We start from the raw sequence: 20,008 nt of genomic DNA, 5'->3' as shown, positions 1-20,008 counted from the left end.
CCCCTTACTGCGGCCCGTACTTGCGCCCCGTCTTCGACGTGATCCCTCCGAGCATCCCCCGAGGCACCAGCTTGGCCGCCCCCATCAGCACCTTGTACCGAGGATCCGGAACGGACAACGACTTCCCCCGCGCCAGGTCCTCCAGCGCCGTGGCCGCCACCTTGTCCGCGTCCAGCCACATCCACCCGGGGATGTTGTCCGTGCCCATCCCCGCCCGCTCATGGAACTCGGTCCGCACGAACCCCGGGCACAGCGCCATCAACCGCACCCCGCTCCCCGCCAGGTCCCGCGCCGCCCCCTGCGTGAACTGCACGACCCACGCCTTGGACGCGCCGTACGTCCCGCGCGGCACGAAGGCCGCGACCGACGCGACGTTGACGACGCCCCCGCGCCCCCGCTCCCGCATCGCCTCCGTCGCCGCCGACGTCAGACGCAGTACGGCCTCGCAGTGCACCTTGAGCATCTTCAGCTCCTCGGCCATGGGCACGTCGAGGTAGCGGCCCTTGTTGCCGAAGCCGGCGTTGTTGATCAGCAGGTCGACGGGGTTCCTGCGGTCACCGAGGCGCGCGGCGACCGTCTCGATGCCGGTGTCCTCCGCCAGGTCGGCCGCCAGCACCTCCGCCTCGATGCCATGCCGGTCGTGCAGCTCGGTCGCCTGCTCCCGCAGCCGCTGGGCGTCCCGGGCCACCAGGACGAGGTCGTGCCCGTCAGCCGCCAGCCGCCGCGCGAACGCGGCGCCGATGCCGGCGGTCGAACCCGTAATCAGTGCCGTTGTCATGACGCAACATTATTGTTCTGCCGTGGACACGGAAGGCGGTCGCGCGGTGGACGTCCCGTGACGGCCCCTCATCCTCCGTTCCGTTCCACATACTTCCGCGCCGCCTCCAGCCACTCCGGATGCAGCGCCTCACCCGCCGCCAGCAGCCGCGGCAGCAACGTCCGCTCCGTCGTGACCGCCCGGAACTGGAGCGCCACCGTCACCTCGTGATCCGGGCGGTGCACGACGTCTATCGCATCGCCCGCCTGCACCTCACCCGGCTCGATCACCCGCAGATACGCACCCGGCGCACCCTTCGCCGTGAACCGCTTCACCCACCGCTTCTCACCCACGTGTCCCTGGAAGGTGGCGCAGGGAATCCGCCCCGAGGTGACCTCCAGCACCACCTCGGACCCGATCCGCCAGCGTTCGCCGATCAGCGCACCGGAGACGTCCACGCCCTCGGTCGTGAGGTTCTCGCCGAACCCGCCGTTCGCCAGCGGCCGCCCCAGCTCGCGCTCCCAGTCGTCGAGGTCCTCGCGCGCCACCGCGTACACGGCCTGGTCGTCGCCGCCGTGATAGCGGGTGCTGCACACGTCGTCCCCGGCCACCCCGCTCGCCCCGATCCCCTTGGGACCGGGCGCCGCCACCCGCACCGGCCCCGCCACCGGCCGCTTGTCGATCCCGGTGACGCCCTCGGGGTGATCCGTGTACGGCACGTATGTCCGGCGGCCCAGGTTCACAGACAGAAGCTTCATGGCGGCACGGTAGGCGACCGGCATGAAAGCGTCCACGCATTATTCGGCGCGATACCCAAGGCTCGCTTATGCTCGACCTGTGATCGAGGCTCGTCATCTCCGCGTGCTGCGCGCCGTCGCCGCCACCGGTTCCTTCTCCGCGGCGGGGCGTGAACTGGGCTGCACCCAGCCCGCCGTCAGTCAGCAGATGAAGGCCCTGGAGGCGTCCGTCGGCACGCCGCTGGTGGTCCGCAGCGGGCGCGAGATGCGGTTGACCCAGGCCGGCGAGGCGTTGGTGCGCCATGCCGCCGGGATCCTGGCGGGGCTCACCGCGGCCGAGGAGGAGGTCGCCGCCATCGCGGGGCTGCGGGCCGGCCGCGTCCGCCTCGTCTCCTTCCCCAGCGGCAGCTCCACCCTGGTCCCGACCGCCCTCGCCGCCCTGCGCGCCGCACACCCCGGCACCCGCGTCTCCCTGGAGGAGGCCGAGCCGCCGAAGTCCGTCGACCTGCTGCGCGAGGGCGACTGCGACGTGGCCCTCGCCTTCCGTTACCAGGGCGCCGCGAGCGCGCCGGAAGGGGAGTGGGACGACCTCGTCGTACGCCCACTGCTGACCGACCGGCTCGTCGCCCTCGTGCCCGAGCGGCACCGGCTCGCGCGGGCGCGGTCCGTCGCCATCGAGGACCTCGCGGCCGAGCCGTGGATCGCCGGATGCCCCCGCTGCCGTGGGCAGTTGGTCGAGGTGTGCGAGAGCGCCGGCTTCACGCCCCGCATCGACTTCGCCACCGACGACTATCCGGCGGTCGTCGGCCTGGTCGGCGCCGGTCTGGGGGTGGCCGTCCTGCCCCAGCTCGCGGTCGAGTCCGTACGGCCGCGCGGGGCGCGCACGGTGTCCCTCGAGCCGGCGGTGCGGCGGGAGATCGTCGCCCTCACCCTGCCCGACCTGGCGCAGGTGCCGGCGGTGACGGCGACGCTCGAGCAGCTTGCGCGCGCCGCCGCGCGCTGACGAGAAGGCGAAAAGTAAGGGCACGCGGATGCGTGCCCTGGTTGCAGAAACGTTCCTTCATCTGTGGGACGCGGCTTCCCCGCTGCTCGTCGACGCCGAGACCAGCCGGTTGCGCGCCCGCCCCATCAGTTCCTCACGCTCGTCCTCGGTCAAGCCGCCCCAGACGCCGTACGGTTCGCGTACCGCCAGCGCATGTGCCGCGCACTGCGCGCGCACCGGGCACCTCATGCAGACCTCCTTGGCCGAGTTCTCGCGAGCACTCCGGGCCGCACCGCGCTCACCCTCCGGATGAAAGAAGAGCGAGCTGTCCACCCCGCGACAGGCAGCCAGCAGCTGCCAGTCCCACAAGTCCGCGTTCGGTCCGGGAAGGCGGGAGAAATCTGCCATTGCGTGACCCCTTGTAGCCGTTCTGGGCGGATACGGTGTCCACGACCGTACATCTACGATCTAAGGAGATGAAAATATGACTCATTGCGAATCTAGCTCCAAACGCCAACAAACGGGAAGAAAAAGGGCTGAATGGGGCATGGCTTGTGATGAAACGTTGTGGGTCCGTCGCGCATGTCTGCCCCGTGTCCGCCCCCTCACGTAGAGTGCCGAAGATGGCACACAGCCCCGTAACTCTTTCGAGTGACCGTCGTTGAGAGGGCGGAGGCGGTTGAAGGAAAAGCGCTCGGGCAGGCGTCCGAGGCGGTCGACCGCACAGGTGACGATTTCGTACCAGCCTGGAGGCTCAAGGTGACGTGCATCAGCTGCGGAGGGCGGCCATGACATCCGTCCTCGTCTGCGACGACTCCCCGCTTGCCCGAGAGGCGCTCCGCCGCGCGGTCGCGACCGTGCCCGGCGTCGAGCGCGTGACGACGGCGGCCAACGGCGAGGAAGTCCTCCGCCGCTGGGGCGCCGACCGCTCGGACCTGATTCTGATGGACGTACGCATGCCCGGTCTGGGCGGCGTCGAGACCGTGCGGCGGCTGCTGTCCGCCGACCCCGGTGCGCGCATCATCATGCTCACCGTCGCCGAGGACCTGGACGGCGTGGCCCTCGCGGTCGCCGCCGGTGCCCGCGGCTATCTGCACAAGGACGCCTCGCGCGCGGAGTTGCGCGCCACCGTCACGCAGGCCCTGGCCGACCCCACCTGGCGGCTCGCCCCGCGCCGGCTGCGCTCCGCCGAGATGGGTGCCGCGCCGACGCTCACCGCGCGTGAGATCCAGGTCCTGGAGGGCATGAGCCACGGTCGCTCCAACGCGGAGATCGGCCGCGAGCTGTTCCTCTCCGAGGACACCGTCAAGACGCACGCCCGACGCCTGTTCAAGAAGCTCGGCGCCTCGGACCGCGCGCACGCGGTGGCGCTCGGCTTCCGGTGGGGTCTGGTCCGGTAGGTGGGCCTCAGCTGGGGCACGAGGATCCCCGCCCGCCGTGTGGTGGGCGGGGCTGCTTTTCGCAGGGCGGTCCGGCGCGTTCACCGCGAGGTGAGCGGGGGTGGCAGAGCGGCCCGCCGGGTGCCCGCTGCTCGTTTCGGCGCGGATGCCGCATCCTTGAGGTGTGGAGTCTCTCGGGGACGAGTCGGTCGAGCGGAAGGGGAGGGCGCAGGGGATGAGTTCCGGCGCACCTGCTCATAACGCTTCGGTGCACAACAACGGGCGCGATGCCACGGACCGCACGGCCGCAAGGCACCATGGACCGATGCGCGACGACGAGGCGGCTTGTGCCCAAGGGGCGATCGGTGCACTCGTCCACCGCGCCGTGGACGGGGACGAGCAGGCCACGCACGATCTGCTCGCGCACGTCCACCCCCTGGCCCTGCGCTACTGCCGCACCAGGCTGTCCCGCCTTCCCGGTGACGCCCGCCACTTCGTCGAGGACCTCGCCCAGGAGGTCTGCGTCGCCGTCCTCCTCGCGCTGCCGCGCTACAAGGACACCGGCCGCCCCTTCGAGGCGTTCGTCTTCGCCATCGCCGCGCACAAGGTCGCCGACCTGCAACGGGCGGCGATGCGCCACCCCGGGTCGACGGCCGTGCCGTCCGACGAGATGCCGGAACGCCCGGACGACTCCCTGGGCCCGGAGGAGCGCGCGCTGCTCAGCAGCGACGCCGAATGGGCCAAGAAGCTGCTGGCCAACCTGCCCGAGAACCAGCGGGAGCTGTTGCTGCTGAGGATCGCGGTGGGGTTGACCGCGGAAGAGACGGGCCAGATGTTGGGAATGTCACCCGGCGCGGTGCGGGTGGCCCAGCACAGGGCGCTGAGCAGGTTGCGGGCGCTGGCCGAGCAGTAGTGCGCCCTTGAGCGCGCCCCAAATGAACAGGCTTCTCCGCGGTTCCGTACGAACATACGAAGCCCGGAGTCACCCAGAACCGTGGAATGAGTCAGCCATGCTTCCCGTTAGCATGGACATCCGCACCGATCAAGGCCATTTGGGGAAGGTGTCATGACTGCCAACGTCGACGGAGTGCCCGAGAAATTCGCGACACTCGGGCTGACCTACGACGACGTGCTGCTGCTGCCGGGCGCATCCGAGGTGCTCCCGGGCGCGGTCGACACCTCGTCCCGCATCTCCCGCAATGTCCAGGTGAACATCCCGCTGCTCTCGGCGGCCATGGACAAGGTGACCGAGTCCCGCATGGCGATCGCGATGGCCCGCCTGGGCGGCGTCGGCGTGCTGCACCGCAACCTCTCCGTCGAGGACCAGGTCAACCAGGTCGACCTGGTGAAGCGGTCCGAGTCCGGCATGGTCACCGACCCGATCACGGTGCACCCGGAGGCGACCCTCGCCGAGGCCGACGCCCTGTGCGCCAAGTTCCGCATCAGCGGCGTCCCGGTCACCGATCCGGCCGGCAAGCTCCTCGGCATCGTCACCAACCGTGACATGGCCTTCGAGTCGGACCGCAGCCGTCAGGTGCGCGAGGTCATGACGCCGATGCCGCTGGTCACCGGCCAGGTCGGCATCTCCGGCAGCGACGCGATGGAGCTGCTGCGCCGCCACAAGATCGAGAAGCTTCCCCTGGTCGACGAGGCGGGCGTCCTCAAGGGACTGATCACGGTCAAGGACTTCGTCAAGGCGGAGAAGTACCCCAACGCCGCCAAGGACGCCGAGGGCCGTCTCCTCGTCGGCGCCGCCGTCGGCGCCAGCCCCGAGGCGCTGGAGCGCGCCCAGGCGCTCGCCGAGGTCGGTGTGGACTTCCTGGTCGTCGACACCTCGCACGGCCACAACAGCAACGCCCTGAGCTGGATGTCGAAGATCAAGTCGAGCGTGAAGGTCGACGTGATCGGCGGCAACGTCGCCACCCGCGACGGCGCCCAGGCGCTGATCGACGCCGGTGTCGACGGCATCAAGGTCGGGGTCGGACCGGGTTCGATCTGCACCACCCGCGTGGTCGCCGGCATCGGCGTCCCGCAGGTCACCGCCATCTACGAGGCGTCCCTGGCCGCCCGCCCGGCGGGTATCCCGCTGATCGGCGACGGCGGCCTGCAGTACTCCGGCGACATCGGCAAGGCGCTCGCCGCCGGCGCCGACACCGTGATGCTGGGCTCGCTGCTCGCGGGCTGCGAGGAGTCGCCCGGCGAGCTGCAGTTCATCAACGGCAAGCAGTTCAAGTCGTACCGCGGCATGGGATCGCTGGGCGCCATGCAGTCCCGTGGTCAGGGCCGGTCGTACTCGAAGGACCGCTACTTCCAGGCCGAGGTCGCCTCCGACGACAAGCTCGTGCCCGAGGGCATCGAGGGCCAGGTGCCCTACCGCGGCCCGCTGGCCAACGTGCTGCACCAGCTCGTCGGCGGTCTGCGTCAGACCATGGGCTACGTGGGCGCGGCGACCATCGCGGAGATGGAGACCAAGGGCCGCTTCGTGCGAATCACCTCCGCGGGCCTGAAGGAGAGCCACCCGCACGACATCCAGATGACGGTCGAGGCGCCGAACTACAGCCGGAAGTAGTCGCCAGGCTTCCCGAGGGCGGCCCCGGAACATCCGGGGCCGCCCTCGTCGTGCCCGTCGGCGATACTGGAAGACGCTGAAACGCATCAGGGAAAGGCCACAGACGTGACTGAGATCGAGATCGGGCGCGGCAAGCGCGGCCGCCGGGCGTACGCCTTCGACGACATCGCCGTCGTCCCGAGCCGTCGTACGCGGGACCCGAAGGAGGTCTCGATCGCCTGGCAGATCGACGCCTACCGCTTCGAGCTGCCCTTCCTGGCCGCCCCCATGGACTCGGTCGTCTCCCCGGCCACCGCGATCCGCATCGGCGAGCTCGGCGGCCTGGGCGTGCTGAACCTCGAGGGTCTGTGGACGCGGTACGAGGACCCGCAGCCGCTGCTCGACGAGATCGTCGGGCTGGACGCCGACACGGCGACGCGTCGCCTCCAGGAGATCTACGCCGCTCCCATCAAGGAGGAGCTGATCGGGCAGCGCATCAAGGAGGTGCGCGACTCGGGCGTGGTCACCGCGGCCGCGCTCTCCCCGCAGCGCACGGCCCAGTTCTCCAAGGCCGTCGTCGACGCGGGCGTGGACATCTTCGTCATCCGCGGCACGACGGTCTCCGCGGAGCACGTCTCGTCCTCGCACGAGCCGCTGAACCTGAAGCAGTTCATCTACGAGCTCGACGTCCCGGTGATCGTCGGCGGCTGCGCCACCTACACCGCTGCCCTGCACCTGATGCGCACCGGCGCGGCGGGCGTCCTGGTCGGCTTCGGCGGCGGCGCCGCGCACACCACGCGCAACGTGCTCGGCATCCGCGTCCCGATGGCCACGGCCGTCGCGGACGTCGCGGCGGCCCGCCGGGACTACATGGACGAGTCCGGCGGCCGGTACGTGCACGTGATCGCGGACGGCGGCGTCGGCTGGTCCGGCGACCTGCCCAAGGCCATCGCCTGCGGCGCCGACGCCGTGATGATGGGCTCCCCGCTCGCGCGCGCCACCGACGCGCCGGGCCAGGGCAACCACTGGGGCATGGAGGCCGTGAACGAGGAGCTGCCGCGCGGCAAGAAGGTGAACCTGGGCACGGTCGGCACGATCGAGGAGGTGCTGGCGGGCCCGTCGCACACTCCCGACGGTTCGATGAACTTCTTCGGCGCGCTGCGCCGGGCCATGGCCACGACCGGGTACAGCGAGCTGAAGGAGTTCCAGCGGGTCGAGGTGACGGTGGCGGACTCGCAGCACATGCGGTAGTCCGTACGGCGTGATGGGGGCCGGTCGCCTGCGAGGTGACCGGCCCCTTCGCGTGCCGTGGGCGCCCCGCGGGGCGTGTGGCGTGGCGCGGGGGCGCGTGGTTGCGTCCGGACCGGATACGGCCTGGTCAGCCGGGCCGAGAGCGATAACGTCCGTATCGGCGCCCCAGGTTGCTGGAGCGCCCCCTTCCAAGGACCTGGTCCGGACCCCGCCCTCGGGGCCCGGACCGATTCCGACGGACCGTCCACCGGGCTACTGGGCGGTGTCGTGGAAGGGGGCGCCGATGGGTCGCCACCGCAAGCCCACCCGCTGGGACCGGATCCGTCTGTGGACGGTGAAGTGCCGGAGGAGGTGGATCTTGCGGATTTTCGGATGGTGAGCGGCCGCCCCCATGCAACGTAGGGGCGGACACTCCGTGATCCATCCAGGAGCCTGCCGCAGGAGCCACTGCGGTGGGCTCCACCTTGTTGGCGGATGGTGAGCGGCCGCCCCCACACAACCTAGGGGCGGACACTCCGTGATCCATCCAGGAGCCTGCCGCAGAAGCCACTGCGGTGGGCTCCACCTTGTTGGCGGATGGTGAGCGGCCGCCCCCAAACAACCTAGGGGCGGACACTCCGTGATCCATCCAGGAGCCTGCCGCAGCAGCCACTGCGGTGGGCTCCACCTGTCTCCGTAAGGTACCCGCGCCGCGCCCCGCATGCCACCAGCCCCGGGTGCCCGCCCCGCCCACGCGCCCCCCTTCACAACCGATGCGCCGCCCCCGTGGGCGCCGCCCCCCGCGTGTCCAGCAACAGCTGCGCCTTCACCGACAGCCCTTGCAGGTCGTACGTCCGGTGCTGCTGGAGCAGGATCGTCAGGTCGGCGTCCGCGACAGCCTCGTACAGCGCGTCCGCGCGGGGGACCGGCCGGTCCAGGACGCTCCAGGACGGGACGAACGGGTCGTGGTAGCTGATGGAGGCGCCCAGTTGCAGCAGGCGGACGGCGACCTCCTCGGCGGGGTTGGACTGCTGGTCGGCGAGGTCGGGCTTGTAGGTGACGCCGAGGAGGAGGACGCGGGCGCCGCGCGCGGACTTGCCGTGCTCGTTGAGGAGGGTGGCGGCGCGCTGGACGACGTAGCGGGGCATCTGGCTGTTGACCTGCTGGGCGAGTTCGACCATGCGCAGGGTGCGGCCGGCCGGGCCGGTGAGGTCCTGGGGGACGGCGTGGCCGCCGACGCCGGGGCCGGGGCGGAAGGCGTGGAAGCCGAACGGCTTGGTCTCCGCGCAGCGGATGACGTCCCACAGATCGACGCCCAAGTCATGGCAGAGGACGGCCATTTCGTTGACGAGGGCGATGTTGACGTGCCGGAAGTTGGTCTCCAGCACCTGCACGGTCTCCGCCTCGCGCAGGCCACGCGCGCGTACCACCTTGTCGGTGAGACGGCCGTAGAAGGCAGCCGCCGACTCGGTGCACGCGGGCGTGAGGCCGCCGATCACCTTGGGGGTGTTGGCGGGTGTGAAGTCGCGGTTGCCGGGGTCGATGCGGCTGGGCGAGTAGGCCAGGTGGAAGTCGCGGCCGGCGCACAGCCCCGAGCCCTCTTCGAGGAGCGGGCGCAGGACGCTCTCGGTGGTGCCCGGGGGCACGGCCGACTCCAGGATGACGGTGGTGTGCGGGCGCAGCCGCTCGGCCAGGGTGCGGGCGGCCGCCTCCACCTGGCTCAGGTCGAGCCCGCCGTCCGCGCCGCGCGGCGTCGGCGCGCAGATGACGGCGGTGCGCACGCGGCCGAGCTCGGCGGGGCTGGTGGCGTGCTGGAAGCCCCCCGAAAGCATCCGGCGCAGTTCCGCGGGGCTGATGGAGCCGGCCTCGGGCCCGGTCCGGTAACCGAGCGTGCGGATGCCGGCGGCGACGGCGGCCTGGGCCAGGGGCAGGCCGTACGGGCCGAGTCCGATGACGGCGAGATCTGCGGGCATGGCGTGGGCCGTCCTTCCCAGTAACCGAAGCGGGGCAGGTGCGCAAGCCCTGGGGACAGAACGAGGGAGCGCAATGTCAGACTAGGAGTAAATATGACCGATTTGCGGGATTGGATGATCGCGTTTCCCGGAGTGTTGTCCACAGGCCGGGGCGAGTAGTGGCTGAAGTCGGGCAACCCGGTCAGAATTTTGGGCAGGGGAGGTACGAACCGGGCTTCGCCCGACGGGTGCGGCCTACGCGACCGATGAGCGGGAGGCAGCGTGAGGACAGCGACACTGGGGCCGGCGGAGCGCGCCGAGTCCCTCGCAGCAATGGCCGAGCGCGAGCTGGACCTACTGGTCGTGGGCGGCGGTGTCGTGGGCGCGGGTACCGCCCTCGACGCGGCGACCCGCGGACTGTCCACCGGCCTGGTCGAGGCCCGTGACTGGGCGTCCGGCACCTCCAGCAGGTCCAGCAAACTGATCCACGGCGGCCTGCGCTATCTGGAGATGCTCGACTTCGCGCTCGTCCGGGAGGCGCTGAAGGAGCGCGGCCTGCTGCTGGAGCGGCTCGCCCCGCACCTGGTGAAGCCGGTGCCGTTCCTGTACCCCCTGCGACACAAGGGCTGGGAGCGCCTGTACGCCGGCTCGGGCGTCGCGCTCTACGACGCCATGTCGATGGCCCGCGGTCACGGACGCGGCCTGCCCGTGCACCGCCACCTGAGCCGCGGTCACGCCCTGCGCGTCGCCCCCGCCCTGAAGAAGGACGCGCTGGTCGGCGCGTTGCAGTACTACGACGCGCAGATGGACGACGCCCGCTATGTGGCCACCCTCGTGCGTACGGCGGCGGCCTACGGCGCGAAAGTCGCCAACCGCGCACGCGTGACCGGGTTCCTGCGCGAGGGAGAGCGTGTCGTCGGGGCCCGCGTGCAGGACGTCGAGGCGGGCGGGGAGTACGAGATCCGCGCCCAGCAGGTCGTCAACGCGACGGGGGTGTGGACCGACGACACGCAGTCGATGGTGGGGGAGCGCGGGCAGTTCCACGTGCGCGCCTCCAAGGGCATCCACCTCGTCGTGCCCAAGGACCGCATCCACTCCTCGACGGGACTCATCCTGCGCACCGAGAAGTCCGTGCTGTTCGTCATCCCCTGGGGCCGGCACTGGATCGTCGGCACCACCGACACCGACTGGGACCTCGACAAGGCCCACCCGGCCGCGTCCAGCGCGGACATCGACTACCTGCTGGAACACGTGAACTCGGTGCTCGCGGTGCCCTTGACCCGCGACGACGTGGAGGGCGTCTACGCCGGACTGCGGCCCCTGCTCGCCGGGGAGTCGGACGCCACCAGCAAGCTGTCGCGCGAGCACACCGTGGCGCACCCCGTGCCCGGGCTCGTCGTCGTGGCCGGCGGCAAGTACACGACGTACCGCGTGATGGCCAAGGACGCGGTGGACGCGGCGGTGCACGGTCTCGACATGCGGGTCGCCGAGTGCGTGACGGAGGACATTCCGCTGCTGGGCGCGGAGGGGTACCGGGCGCTGTGGAACGCGCGGGCGCGGATCGCGGCGCGGACGGGCCTTCATGTGGTGCGCGTCGAGCACCTGTTGAACCGGTACGGGTCGCTGGCGGAGGAGGTGCTCGAACTCATCACCGCGAATCCCGCACTGGGCGCGCCCGTGCAGTCCGCCGACGACTATCTGCGCGCCGAGATCGTGTACGCCGCCTCGCACGAGGGCGCGAGGCACCTGGACGACGTGCTGACGCGGCGGACACGGATCTCCATCGAGACGTTCGACCGGGGGACGCGGTGCGCGCGCGAGGCTGCCGAATTGATGGCGCCGGTGCTGGGCTGGGACGCGGACCACATCGAGCGCGAGGTGGAGCACTACCAGAAGCGGGTGGAGGCCGAGCGGGAGTCGCAGCGGCAGCCGGACGACCTGACGGCGGACGCGGCGCGGTTGGGGGCACCGGACATCGTGCCGCTGTAGTACTGCGGCAGTCCTGCGGCAGTGCTCGCGGCAGGACTGCGGCGGATCGAACTGGCGGTGGTCGTGGTCGCGAGCCGACGGGTGCCGCCCGCGCCCGGTGCCGCCCGCGCGGTGCCGCCCGCGCCGGCACCGGCGGAACCTCACCCGAACGAGTGGCGGGTGACAGGATCTCCGCTCGTGCCGCGACCGTTCTACGAGGTGCGAGGGCAGAACTCGGCGGCGAGCAGCCGGGGTTCGAGACCGGGATCTGCGATCGCCGTCGTGTTCACCCGGAAGGTCAGGACACGACGACCGCCGACGGTGGCCGCGGAGCGCACGTAGCTGCCGGAGATGCGCCCGTTGTGCCCCCACACGACGGTGCCGCACGGCAACTTCGAGGGAAAGAGCCCCATGCCGTACGAGCCATGCGCGGCACGGGTGTCGAGCATCTCGCGCAGCCTGCGCGGGGGCAGCAGCCGGCCGCCGAGCAGCGCGGCGTAGAAGCGGTCGAGGTCGGCGAGCGTGGTCACCAGCTCGCCGGCCGCGCCGGCCACCCGGGGATCGAGGGCGGTGACGTCGGTCCCGTCGGCGGCGTAGGCACGGCCGTGGGGGGAGGGGAGCGAGGTACGGGAGCCAGGGAAGGAGGTGCCGGTCAGACCCAGCGGAGCGATCAGGCGGCGCTCGGCCTCGGCGGCGTAGGAGCGGCCGGTGACCTGCTCGATGACCAGGCCGAGCAGGACGTAGTTGGTGTTCGAGTAGGAGTACGTGCCGGAGGCGGCAGGGGGGTGGGTGAGTGCGATGCGTACGGCCTGAAGCGGGGTCAGGGGGACGGTGCCCCGGGTCTCGGCGGTGAAGTCGTACAGGCCACTGGTGTGGGTGAGCAGGGAACGAAGGGTCAGCGCGCGCCCGTCGTTGCCCGCTCCGCGCACCAGTCCCGGCAGGTGCTGCTCCACCGTGTCGGAGAGGGACAGCCGTCGCTCGGCTGCCAGTTGCAGGACGACCGTCGCGATGAAGGTCTTCGTGATGCTGCCGGCGCGGAAGTGGTCGGCACCGGCGATGCCCTGGCCGGCCTGGGCGTAGCGGGTGCCGGTCCCGTCGCGGGCCAGCAGGGCCGCGGCGGGGGCTTTGCCCCGGGTGACGAGCAGCGGAAGGAGGGCGCCCGTCGCCCGTGCCGGAGGCGTCGGAGAGGCGGCCGGGGCCAGACCGAGGAGCGCCACGGACACCAGAGTGAGGAGGCACAGGCACACAGGTACGCCCAGGAGCGTTCGAAACAGCGGCGTCGCCGGTCGTGCCATGCGGGTCCCTTCCCTTGCCGCGGGCCATCATGCCGGGCAGCGGAATGTGCGATTCAGCGGGGCCGGGGCGTGTCGCGGGCGGGAGGTCCGGGCCGTGCGGTGCTGCGGGGGTGCGACGGGCACCCTGGGCGTCGGGCGCTTGTCGGGTGAGAGACAATGGAGGCTCTGTCAGGGCGGGTTGTATGAGGGGACGCATGTCGGAGGCGGAGCGGGCGGGGACATCACGTCAGGACACTCGTCAGGACAACCACGAGCGTCTCCTCGCGGGGCGGTACCGGCTGGGAGAGGTGCTCGGCCGGGGCGGCATGGGCACGGTGTGGCGTGCCGAGGACGAGACCCTCGGACGGACGGTCGCCGTCAAGGAGCTGCGGTTCCCGTCGGACATCGACGAGGAGGAGAAGCGGCGGCTGATCACGCGCACCTTGCGTGAGGCCAAGGCGATCGCGCGAATCCGCAACAACAGCGCGGTGACGGTCTTCGACGTGGTCGAGGAGGACGACCGGCCGTGGATCGTGATGGAACTCGTCGAGGGCAAGTCGCTCGCCGAGGTCATCCGGGAGGACGGCCTGCTGAAGCCGAAGCGGGCGGCCGAGGTCGGTCTGGCCATCCTCGACGTGCTGCGGTCCGCGCACCGCGAGGGCATCCTGCACCGTGACGTGAAGCCGTCGAACGTCCTGCTGGAGTCCGACACCGACCGGGTCGTGCTCACCGACTTCGGCATCGCCCAGGTCGAGGGCGACCCGTCCATCACCTCGACCGGCATGCTCGTCGGCGCGCCCTCCTACATCTCCCCGGAACGGGCCCGCGGCCACAAGCCGGGCCCGGCGGCCGACCTCTGGTCGCTGGGCGGGCTGTTGTACGCGTCGGTCGAGGGTGCGCCTCCGTACGACAAGGGCTCCGCCATCGCCACGCTCACGGCGGTGATGACCGAGCCGCTGGAGGAGCCGAAGAACGCGGGACCGCTGAAGGACGTCATCTACGGCCTGCTCACCAAGGACCCCGCCAAGCGGCTCGACGACGCCGGTGCGCGCGCGATGCTCAACGCGGTCATCCATGCACCCGAGCCCAAGGACGAGCCGGATCGTGCGATGGACGCGACGAAGGTCGTGCCGCTGCCGCCGCAGCCTGACAGGGCTGGGGGCAAGGGCCGTTCGGGTGCCGAGTCCGGATCCGGCTCCGGTTCCGTGTTCGGGGGCAAGCGGGGTGAGGAGGCCGCTGAGCGGTTGCGCGGGGCGCTGCGTTCCGTGCGGAAGGCCGCGGTGAGCGCGGGGGCGGCCGGGGCGGTCGCGGGTCGTGCCAAGTCCGGGGAGGACACGGCCGTTCCGGGGGCCGAGGCACCGGACCGCGAGGCAGTGGCCGGTGGATCGTCCGTGGGAGCGGCCGGGGCCGAGGCGTCGTCGGGGGCGGGGAGTTCGGTCCGGCCCTCCGGTGCCGGGTCCGAGGCCGGCGCGGGTTCCGCTGCCGCTGCCGGTGCCGGAGCTCATGCCGGCACGGGGGTCGGCGAGCGGGACGCGAAGACGGCCAACGGCCAGAGCGCGGGGCGCAGTTCGGGGTGGCCCGTGGTACCGCCGCCGGATCTTCCGCCGCGGCCCGTGCCGAGGGCGCCGCTCACCGACGTGGTGCCGAAGCGGACGTTGGTGATCATCGCGGTGGTCGTGGTGCTCGCCGTGATCGGTACGGTGCTGGCCCTCACGTACGGCGGCGGCGACGGCACGAAGGCGTCGGCGAAGGGCGGGGACAAGGCCTCCGCCAGCGCCGGGGCGGGTGTCGGCACCAAGCAGGACGAGAAGGCCGGTACGCACACGGACGGGGCGGAGTCCGGGCCCGTGACGGCCGGGTCGGGATCCGGTTCCGGGGAGACCGGCCGGAAGCCGAGCGCCGGGGCGAGCGCGACCGGCGAGAGCGGTGCCGAGACGGGAGCCGGGAGCGACAGGACGGTCGCGTCGACGCACAAGGGGAGCCAGGGCTACTCGATCGGGCTGCCCGAGGGATGGGAGTTCCGGTCCACGGGGTCGGCGGGGGACCGGTTCACCGGGCCCGAGGGGCAGAAGCTGCTCATCGCCTGGACGTCCACGCCGAAGGGCGACCCGGTGGCGGACTGGAAGAACCAGGAGCGGTACATGGTGCGCTCGCAGTACAAGAGGATCCGCATAGAAGGGGTGGACTACCGCGGCTGGAACACGGCCGACTGGGAGTTCACCTATGTCGAGGGCGGGACGAAGTACCGGACGATCGACCGTGGGTTCGTCGTGAACGACAATCTCGGATACGCGCTGATGTACACGGCGAAAGACGCCAATTGGGACAGCGGCCTGCGCAAGGACACGTGGCGGACGCTGAGGGAGTCCTTCAAGCCGAAGTCGTGAAGTGAGCGGTTTCCGGGGCGGGGGGCGGACGGCCGGGTTTGAGCCGTGAGATACGGCAACCTCTCTTTGCAGGTTACCTCCGGCACGTATCGTGAGGGCTTGCGGACCGTACGCATGCAGTCGTGCGTCCGGAACGGGACGCAAGGCGAGCGGAATTGACCAACCGGGCGGCCGGGGGAGGCAACGTGGACGACTATGCGGGTCGGGTGCTCGCCGACCGCTACCGCCTGCCGCTGCCGCCCTCCGACGAGTACGAACTCACCGAGAGCCGGGCCTTCGACACCTACAGCGGGCAGGAAGTGCTCGTCCGGCAGGTGCCGTTGCCCGAGGTCGTCGAGGCGGAGGTGCTCGACGCCGAGGGGCTGCCGGACGGCTTCACCGCGCGGGACGTACGGGACCGTGGGGTGGGACGACGGACCTCGGCGCGTTCGAGTGCCCGCCGGCCCAGCGACCCCGCCGTGCGGCGGGCGGTGGAGGCGGCGCAGGCCGCGGCGCGGATCCCCGACCATCCTCGGCTGGACCAGGTCTTCGACGTGTTCGCCGACGGCGGGTCGCTGTGGATAGTGAGCGAGTTGGTGGCCGCGCGTCCGCTGGCCGCGCTGCTCGCCGAGAAACCGCTGACGCCGTATCGGGCGGCCGAGGTCGCCGCCGACGTCCTCACGGCGCTGCGCGTGCTGCACGCCCATGGCTGGGTCCACAGGAACATCACCGCGCGCACGGTGCTCGTCTGCGACGACGGGCGGGTGATGCTCACCGGGCTCGCGGTCGGGGCCGCCGAGGAGGCGCTGTGCGGGTATGACCCGGTGCCGGTCGAGGACGGTGACGGCTACGACGGCTCCGGGGCCGGGACGTTCGGTGGCGGACCGGTTTCGGGTGGCGGGTTCGGTGAGAGGGGCGGCCCCGGCGCCGGGGGCGCCGATCCCGAGGCCGCCCGGCGTGCGGCCATCGAGGCGCGTGCCACCGGAGGGCTGCCGGTGCCCGGTGCCGACGCGGGCAGCGGGGCCGGGGCGCCCGGTGAGGCACCGCGCGGTGCCCTCGAAACCGGCGACGACATCAGGGCCGCGCGAGCCGGAGCGATCGCCGCGTATCGGGCGGGGGCACGTGCCGCGGCCCGGGTGCAGGAGGCGCAGCACAACGGCCGGGCCGCGTTGCCCGGGGCCCACCCCGCGCCCGAAGGCGGCCCCGCCGCGCCGGCCGACGGCCCGGCGCGGCAGCCGTACCCCTCGGGCGGCGGCACGGCCGCGTCCCCGGGCCGGATAGCCGACCCGTACGGCGTGCAGGCCACGTCATGGCACGGCGCCGCGCCCCGAAGCGGGGTCGGCGGGGCGCCGACGGACGAGAACCGCGACCGTACGGCACTGCCCCCGGTGGAGCCGTGCACCCGGCCGCCTGGCCTCGGCACGCCTCCCGACACGGGCGCCTCCGCACCCGGCTCCGCCTCCCCTAGCGCTCCCACGCGGGCCATCCCCGCCCAGGGCGGCCCCGCGACGGCAGGCGCCACCCCACCCCCCGCCCTCAGTGGCCCCCACCCCCCGACCCGCTGGGACGACCTCGTAACCGGCACAGGCACAGGCACAGGCACCGGCACCGGTACCGGCACCCCCGCTCGCCGTGGTCCCACGACCGCGCTCGCCGCGGAGCGGGCTCGGCAGGCGCGGATGGCTGTGGTCGGGCCCGTGACCGAGCGGTGGGCGCCGGAGCAGGCCGGGCCTGTGCATGAGAACTGGCAGCTGGCCGCGCCGATCGGGCCGGCGACCGACCTGTGGGCGTTGGGGGCGTTGCTGTTCCGGGCCGTGCAGGGGCATGCGCCGTATCCCGAGGAGTCGACGGCCGAGCTGGTGCAGATGGTGTGCGCGGAGCCACCCGCCTACGCCGAGGAGTGCGGGCCGCTGCGGCCCGTCGTGGAGTCGCTGCTGCGCCAGGACCCCACCGAGCGCCTCGACTTCGAGGAGCTGCGCGGCTGGCTGCGCTCACTCGTGCGGTCGGCGCCCGAGCCGGAGGCCGGTGCGCATGTCGTCGCCGTCCCGCCGGCCGACCCGGACCGGCTGCCGATCGTGCGGCGTCGGGGCGAGTTGGTGCGCCGACGGCGTGCCGGGCTGCCCGCACATCATGGACGGCACAAGCGGGCCAGGCAGGGGACCCGTTCACCGAAGCGGCTCGGCCGTACGCTGCTGCTGCTCGTCCTGCTCGGCATGGCCGCCGCGATCGCGTACGCCGTGCTGTTCATGCCCAAGGCCGACCAGGGCGACGGCGCCACGGCCGACGCCGGTCGCACCGGCGCCGCGGGCCAGGCCGAGCCGGCGACGCCCGAGCGGACCGCCGACGCGAGCAGTGAGCCGCGGCCCGACCAGACGTCCCCGGGGTCCGGCACCGGCCCCTCCGAGGAGGCCGGTTCGGACGAGACGCAGACCACGGGTCCCGAGGTCCCCGACGGCTTCACGCTGCGGGACGACGCGGCCGGATTCCAGGTCGCCGTGGCCAACGGCTGGGACCGCACGCCGAAGAACGGGCGTGGACAGGTCGTGTACGCGCACGGCGACTTCGACCTCATCGTCGTACCGGGGCGGGACACCGCGGACGAGTACGGCAGCGATCCCATGGTCTACCAGCGGGAGCACGAGCGGGAACTGCAGCCGTACCGGGACTCCAGCTGGGCCTCCTCCGGTGGGCTGAAGACCATCAAGGTCGGGGAGCGGTCGATGGCCGAGGGGCAGTTCACCTGGACCGACGACCAGGGACGCGAGCTGTTCGTGCGCAACCTCGCGATCCTGATCGAGGGGCGCTACCACGTGGTGCAGGTGCGCGGCCCGGAGGCCGAGCGGGACGAGGTGACGCGGTTGTTCGAGCAGGCGTCGGCGACTTACAAGTTCACAGGCTGAGACCCGAGTCGGCGCTCTCCAAAGTCCTCCCGAAGGTAGTGCGGGTCACCGACTGGTTTTCCCTGCGAACCCTGTGTGATGGTTCCTTCGCGGCAGCGAAAGCGACAACCATCACAGTGCGGTCTCCTTGGTACCCCCGTGGTTCCGGTCCCGTCGGCCGGTCCCTAATCTGACCCTGTCAAGAACATTGCGGGGCGACGTGAATCAGATGCAGGGCCAGCTCGTGTCGGGGCGCTATCGGCTCGCCGACGCGATCGGCAGCGGCGGCATGGGCCGCGTATGGCGTGCGCATGATGAGGTGCTGCACCGGGCCGTGGCGATCAAGGAGCTGACCGCCGCGCTCTACGTCTCCGAGAGTGACCTGGAGCGGCTGCTCGCGCGCACCCGCGCCGAGGCGCGTGCCGCGGCGCGCATCAACCACTCCGCCGTCGTCACCGTGCACGACGTGCTGGAGCACGACGGCCGGCCATGGATCGTGATGGAGCTGGTCGAGGGCCACTCCCTGGCCGACGCGGTCAAGGAGCGCGGACGCGTCGAACCGGCCGAGGCCGCGCGCATCGGCCTGTGGGTGCTGCGGGCCCTGCGCGCCGCCCACACCGCCGGCGTCCTGCACCGCGACGTCAAGCCCGGCAACGTCCTGCTCTCCGAGGAGGACGGCCGTGTCCTGCTGACCGACTTCGGTATCGCCCAGATCGAGGGCGACACCACCATCACCCGCACCGGAGAGGTGGTCGGCTCGGTCGACTACCTCGCCCCCGAGCGTGTCCGCGGTCACGACCCGGGCCCCGCCTCCGACCTGTGGGCGCTCGGCGCGACGCTGTACACCGCCGTGGAGGGCCGCTCGCCGTTCCGCCGCACCTCGCCGCTGGGCACCATGCAGGCGGTGGTCGAGGAGGAGGCCGCCGAGCCCCAGAGCGCCGGCCCGCTCGCGCCCGTGATCACCGCCCTGTTGCGCAAGGATCCAGCCATGCGCCCCGACGCGGCCGAGGCTGAGCAGATGCTCGCCGAGGCGGCCGAGGGACGGCGGCCGAACGGAGCGCAGGCGTTCGTGCCGACGCAGCACGGGTCGTACGGACAGCAGGGGCGCCACGAGCAGCCGCAGACCGGTGTCACCAGGCCGCACCCGGCCGCCGTCACCCACGTGGGCTCGTCCGCGGCGCCCCCGAAGAAGCGGCGCCGTCTGCGCGCCGTCGCCCTCGTCGTCGCCGTCGCCGCGATCATCGGCGCGGGAACCGCGGTCGCTTGGCGCGAGTGGAACTCCGGCAACGGCAGCTCCGCGCAGAGTTCCAACTCGAGCTCCGGCGTCAGCACCTCGCCGACGGAGGGGCCGCAGGGGGCGGTTCCCGCGGGCTGGAAGCAGTACGACGATCCCGCGGGTTTCAGCCTCTACCTCCCCGAGGGCTGGGAGCGGTCGGTCTCCATCAAGAACAAGGACGGCTTGCAGCAGATCGACTATTCGCCCGACAAGGGCAAGCACCTCGTGCGGGTCGCCGTCGACACCGCGCCGGACTTCCGTACCTCGTACGAGCACATGAGAAACCTGGACCAGCTGGTCTCACGGCGGCTGCAGGACTACAAGCGGCTGAGCCTCAAGGAGGAGCTTTTCCGCGACCTGCCCGGCGTCCGCTGGGAGTACACGTGGAACGCGCTGGCCAAGGACTCGCCGCACTACTTCCCGGGGCCCTACCGTGCGATCGACATCGGGTACATGGCCAGTGACGGCACCGAGTACGCCATCTACGCGGCCTCGCCGACCGTCGACTGGGCGACCACCCGAAAGCACTTCGACTGGATCCTGCGAAGCTTCCAGGAGGGCTGATCCCACAAGACTTCGTACCGAGCGTTTCCCGTCTCCTCCTAGGTGAGTGGACTCGCCGGCGAATGACAGTCCAGAGGGTGCCGACGGCCACCGCGT

The 20,008-nt window shown here is 71.8% G+C and carries 14 protein-coding genes; 9 read left to right on the top strand and 5 right to left on the bottom strand.

Annotated features, from left to right (window positions below; translation table 11 throughout):
* Positions 1–4: 4 nt before the first annotated feature.
* Both ABZ078_RS18760 and ABZ078_RS18755 read right to left on the bottom strand, forming a co-directional pair.
* Positions 5–778 carry an SDR family oxidoreductase gene (locus ABZ078_RS18760; protein ID WP_356576571.1) on the bottom strand — a complete coding sequence of 258 codons (774 nt, stop codon included), beginning with the start codon at positions 776–778 and terminating at the stop codon, positions 5–7.
* 68 nt (positions 779–846) lie between these two features.
* Entirely contained in the window at positions 847–1,515 is a 669-nt protein-coding gene (locus tag ABZ078_RS18755; RefSeq protein ID WP_356576569.1) for an MOSC domain-containing protein, read from the bottom strand.
* A gap of 79 nt (positions 1,516–1,594) precedes the next feature.
* On the opposite strand from ABZ078_RS18755, the gene ABZ078_RS18750 reads away from it, so the two are divergent.
* Complete coding sequence (locus ABZ078_RS18750) at positions 1,595–2,497, top strand: LysR family transcriptional regulator (protein ID WP_356576567.1); 903 nt, start codon at positions 1,595–1,597, stop codon at positions 2,495–2,497.
* A 57-nt stretch (positions 2,498–2,554) separates the two neighbouring features.
* Here ABZ078_RS18750 and ABZ078_RS18745 read toward each other — a convergent pair whose 3' ends face one another.
* Positions 2,555–2,884, bottom strand: coding sequence for a WhiB family transcriptional regulator (locus ABZ078_RS18745; protein WP_356576565.1), 330 nt, complete (start codon positions 2,882–2,884; stop codon positions 2,555–2,557).
* 380 nt (positions 2,885–3,264) lie between these two features.
* On the opposite strand from ABZ078_RS18745, the gene ABZ078_RS18740 reads away from it, so the two are divergent.
* The 4 genes from ABZ078_RS18740 (at position 3,265) to ABZ078_RS18725 (ending at position 7,654) form a co-directional block, all read left to right on the top strand.
* Positions 3,265–3,876: a response regulator transcription factor gene (locus ABZ078_RS18740; protein ID WP_003948568.1), complete on the top strand. Its 612-nt coding sequence runs from the start codon at positions 3,265–3,267 to the stop codon at positions 3,874–3,876.
* Between the two features lie 304 nt (positions 3,877–4,180).
* Positions 4,181–4,768: a sigma-70 family RNA polymerase sigma factor gene (locus tag ABZ078_RS18735; RefSeq protein WP_356576563.1), complete on the top strand. Its 588-nt coding sequence runs from the start codon at positions 4,181–4,183 to the stop codon at positions 4,766–4,768.
* A 153-nt stretch (positions 4,769–4,921) separates the two neighbouring features.
* The gene (gene guaB, locus ABZ078_RS18730; protein WP_356576561.1) at positions 4,922–6,424 is read left to right on the top strand and encodes an IMP dehydrogenase; all 1,503 of its coding nucleotides are present in this window, start codon (positions 4,922–4,924) and stop codon (positions 6,422–6,424) included.
* A 105-nt stretch (positions 6,425–6,529) separates the two neighbouring features.
* Complete coding sequence (locus ABZ078_RS18725; protein ID WP_356576559.1) at positions 6,530–7,654, top strand: GuaB3 family IMP dehydrogenase-related protein; 1,125 nt, start codon at positions 6,530–6,532, stop codon at positions 7,652–7,654.
* Between the two features lie 743 nt (positions 7,655–8,397).
* Here the strand turns inward: ABZ078_RS18725 and ABZ078_RS18720 are convergent.
* Positions 8,398–9,606, bottom strand: coding sequence for a nucleotide sugar dehydrogenase (locus tag ABZ078_RS18720; RefSeq protein WP_356576557.1), 1,209 nt, complete (start codon positions 9,604–9,606; stop codon positions 8,398–8,400).
* Positions 9,607–9,867: 261 nt separating this feature from the next.
* Here ABZ078_RS18720 and ABZ078_RS18715 point away from each other — a divergent pair, with 261 nt between their 5' ends.
* Entirely contained in the window at positions 9,868–11,574 is a 1,707-nt protein-coding gene (locus ABZ078_RS18715) for a glycerol-3-phosphate dehydrogenase/oxidase (protein ID WP_356576555.1), read from the top strand.
* A 191-nt stretch (positions 11,575–11,765) separates the two neighbouring features.
* Here the strand turns inward: ABZ078_RS18715 and ABZ078_RS18710 are convergent, their stop codons facing one another.
* Positions 11,766–12,848 carry a serine hydrolase domain-containing protein gene (locus ABZ078_RS18710; RefSeq protein ID WP_356576554.1) on the bottom strand — a complete coding sequence of 361 codons (1,083 nt, stop codon included), beginning with the start codon at positions 12,846–12,848 and terminating at the stop codon, positions 11,766–11,768.
* Between the two features lie 194 nt (positions 12,849–13,042).
* Between ABZ078_RS18710 and ABZ078_RS18705 the strand changes: the two genes are divergently transcribed.
* The 3 genes from ABZ078_RS18705 to ABZ078_RS18695 all read left to right on the top strand — a co-directional run bounded on the left by ABZ078_RS18705 (position 13,043) and on the right by ABZ078_RS18695 (position 19,912).
* Positions 13,043–15,214: a serine/threonine-protein kinase gene (locus ABZ078_RS18705; RefSeq protein WP_356576552.1), complete on the top strand. Its 2,172-nt coding sequence runs from the start codon at positions 13,043–13,045 to the stop codon at positions 15,212–15,214.
* 185 nt (positions 15,215–15,399) lie between these two features.
* A complete protein-coding gene (locus tag ABZ078_RS18700) occupies positions 15,400–18,093 on the top strand; it encodes a protein kinase (RefSeq protein WP_356576550.1) in 2,694 nt (897 codons plus the stop codon).
* 208 nt (positions 18,094–18,301) lie between these two features.
* On the top strand, positions 18,302–19,912 hold the full coding sequence (locus tag ABZ078_RS18695; protein WP_356576626.1) for a serine/threonine-protein kinase: 1,611 nt from the start codon (positions 18,302–18,304) through the stop codon (positions 19,910–19,912).
* The last annotated feature ends 96 nt before the right edge of the window (positions 19,913–20,008 follow it).

It is taken from the genome of Streptomyces sp. NPDC006385, assembly GCF_040612485.1.
In the GTDB taxonomy this organism is placed as follows: Bacteria; Actinomycetota; Actinomycetes; order Streptomycetales; family Streptomycetaceae; genus Streptomyces.
Note: the sequence above shows the minus strand (reverse complement) of the source record. Positions and strands in the feature narration are given on the sequence as shown.

Bases quoted from the DNA above. Each gene is read 5' to 3' on its own strand.
- ABZ078_RS18760 (WP_356576571.1), bottom strand. From the start codon at position 778: ATGACAACGGCACTGATTACGGGTTCGACCGCCGGCATCGGCGCCGCG.
- ABZ078_RS18755 (WP_356576569.1), bottom strand. From the start codon at position 1,515: ATGAAGCTTCTGTCTGTGAACCTGGGCCGCCGGACATACGTGCCGTAC.
- ABZ078_RS18745 (WP_356576565.1), bottom strand. From the start codon at position 2,884: ATGGCAGATTTCTCCCGCCTTCCCGGACCGAACGCGGACTTGTGGGAC.
- ABZ078_RS18740 (WP_003948568.1), top strand. From the start codon at position 3,265: ATGACATCCGTCCTCGTCTGCGACGACTCCCCGCTTGCCCGAGAGGCG.
- ABZ078_RS18735 (WP_356576563.1), top strand. From the start codon at position 4,181: ATGCGCGACGACGAGGCGGCTTGTGCCCAAGGGGCGATCGGTGCACTC.
- guaB (WP_356576561.1), top strand. From the start codon at position 4,922: ATGACTGCCAACGTCGACGGAGTGCCCGAGAAATTCGCGACACTCGGG.
- ABZ078_RS18720 (WP_356576557.1), bottom strand. From the start codon at position 9,606: ATGCCCGCAGATCTCGCCGTCATCGGACTCGGCCCGTACGGCCTGCCC.
- ABZ078_RS18710 (WP_356576554.1), bottom strand. From the start codon at position 12,848: ATGGCACGACCGGCGACGCCGCTGTTTCGAACGCTCCTGGGCGTACCT.
- ABZ078_RS18705 (WP_356576552.1), top strand. From the start codon at position 13,043: ATGTCGGAGGCGGAGCGGGCGGGGACATCACGTCAGGACACTCGTCAG.
- ABZ078_RS18695 (WP_356576626.1), top strand. From the start codon at position 18,302: ATGCAGGGCCAGCTCGTGTCGGGGCGCTATCGGCTCGCCGACGCGATC.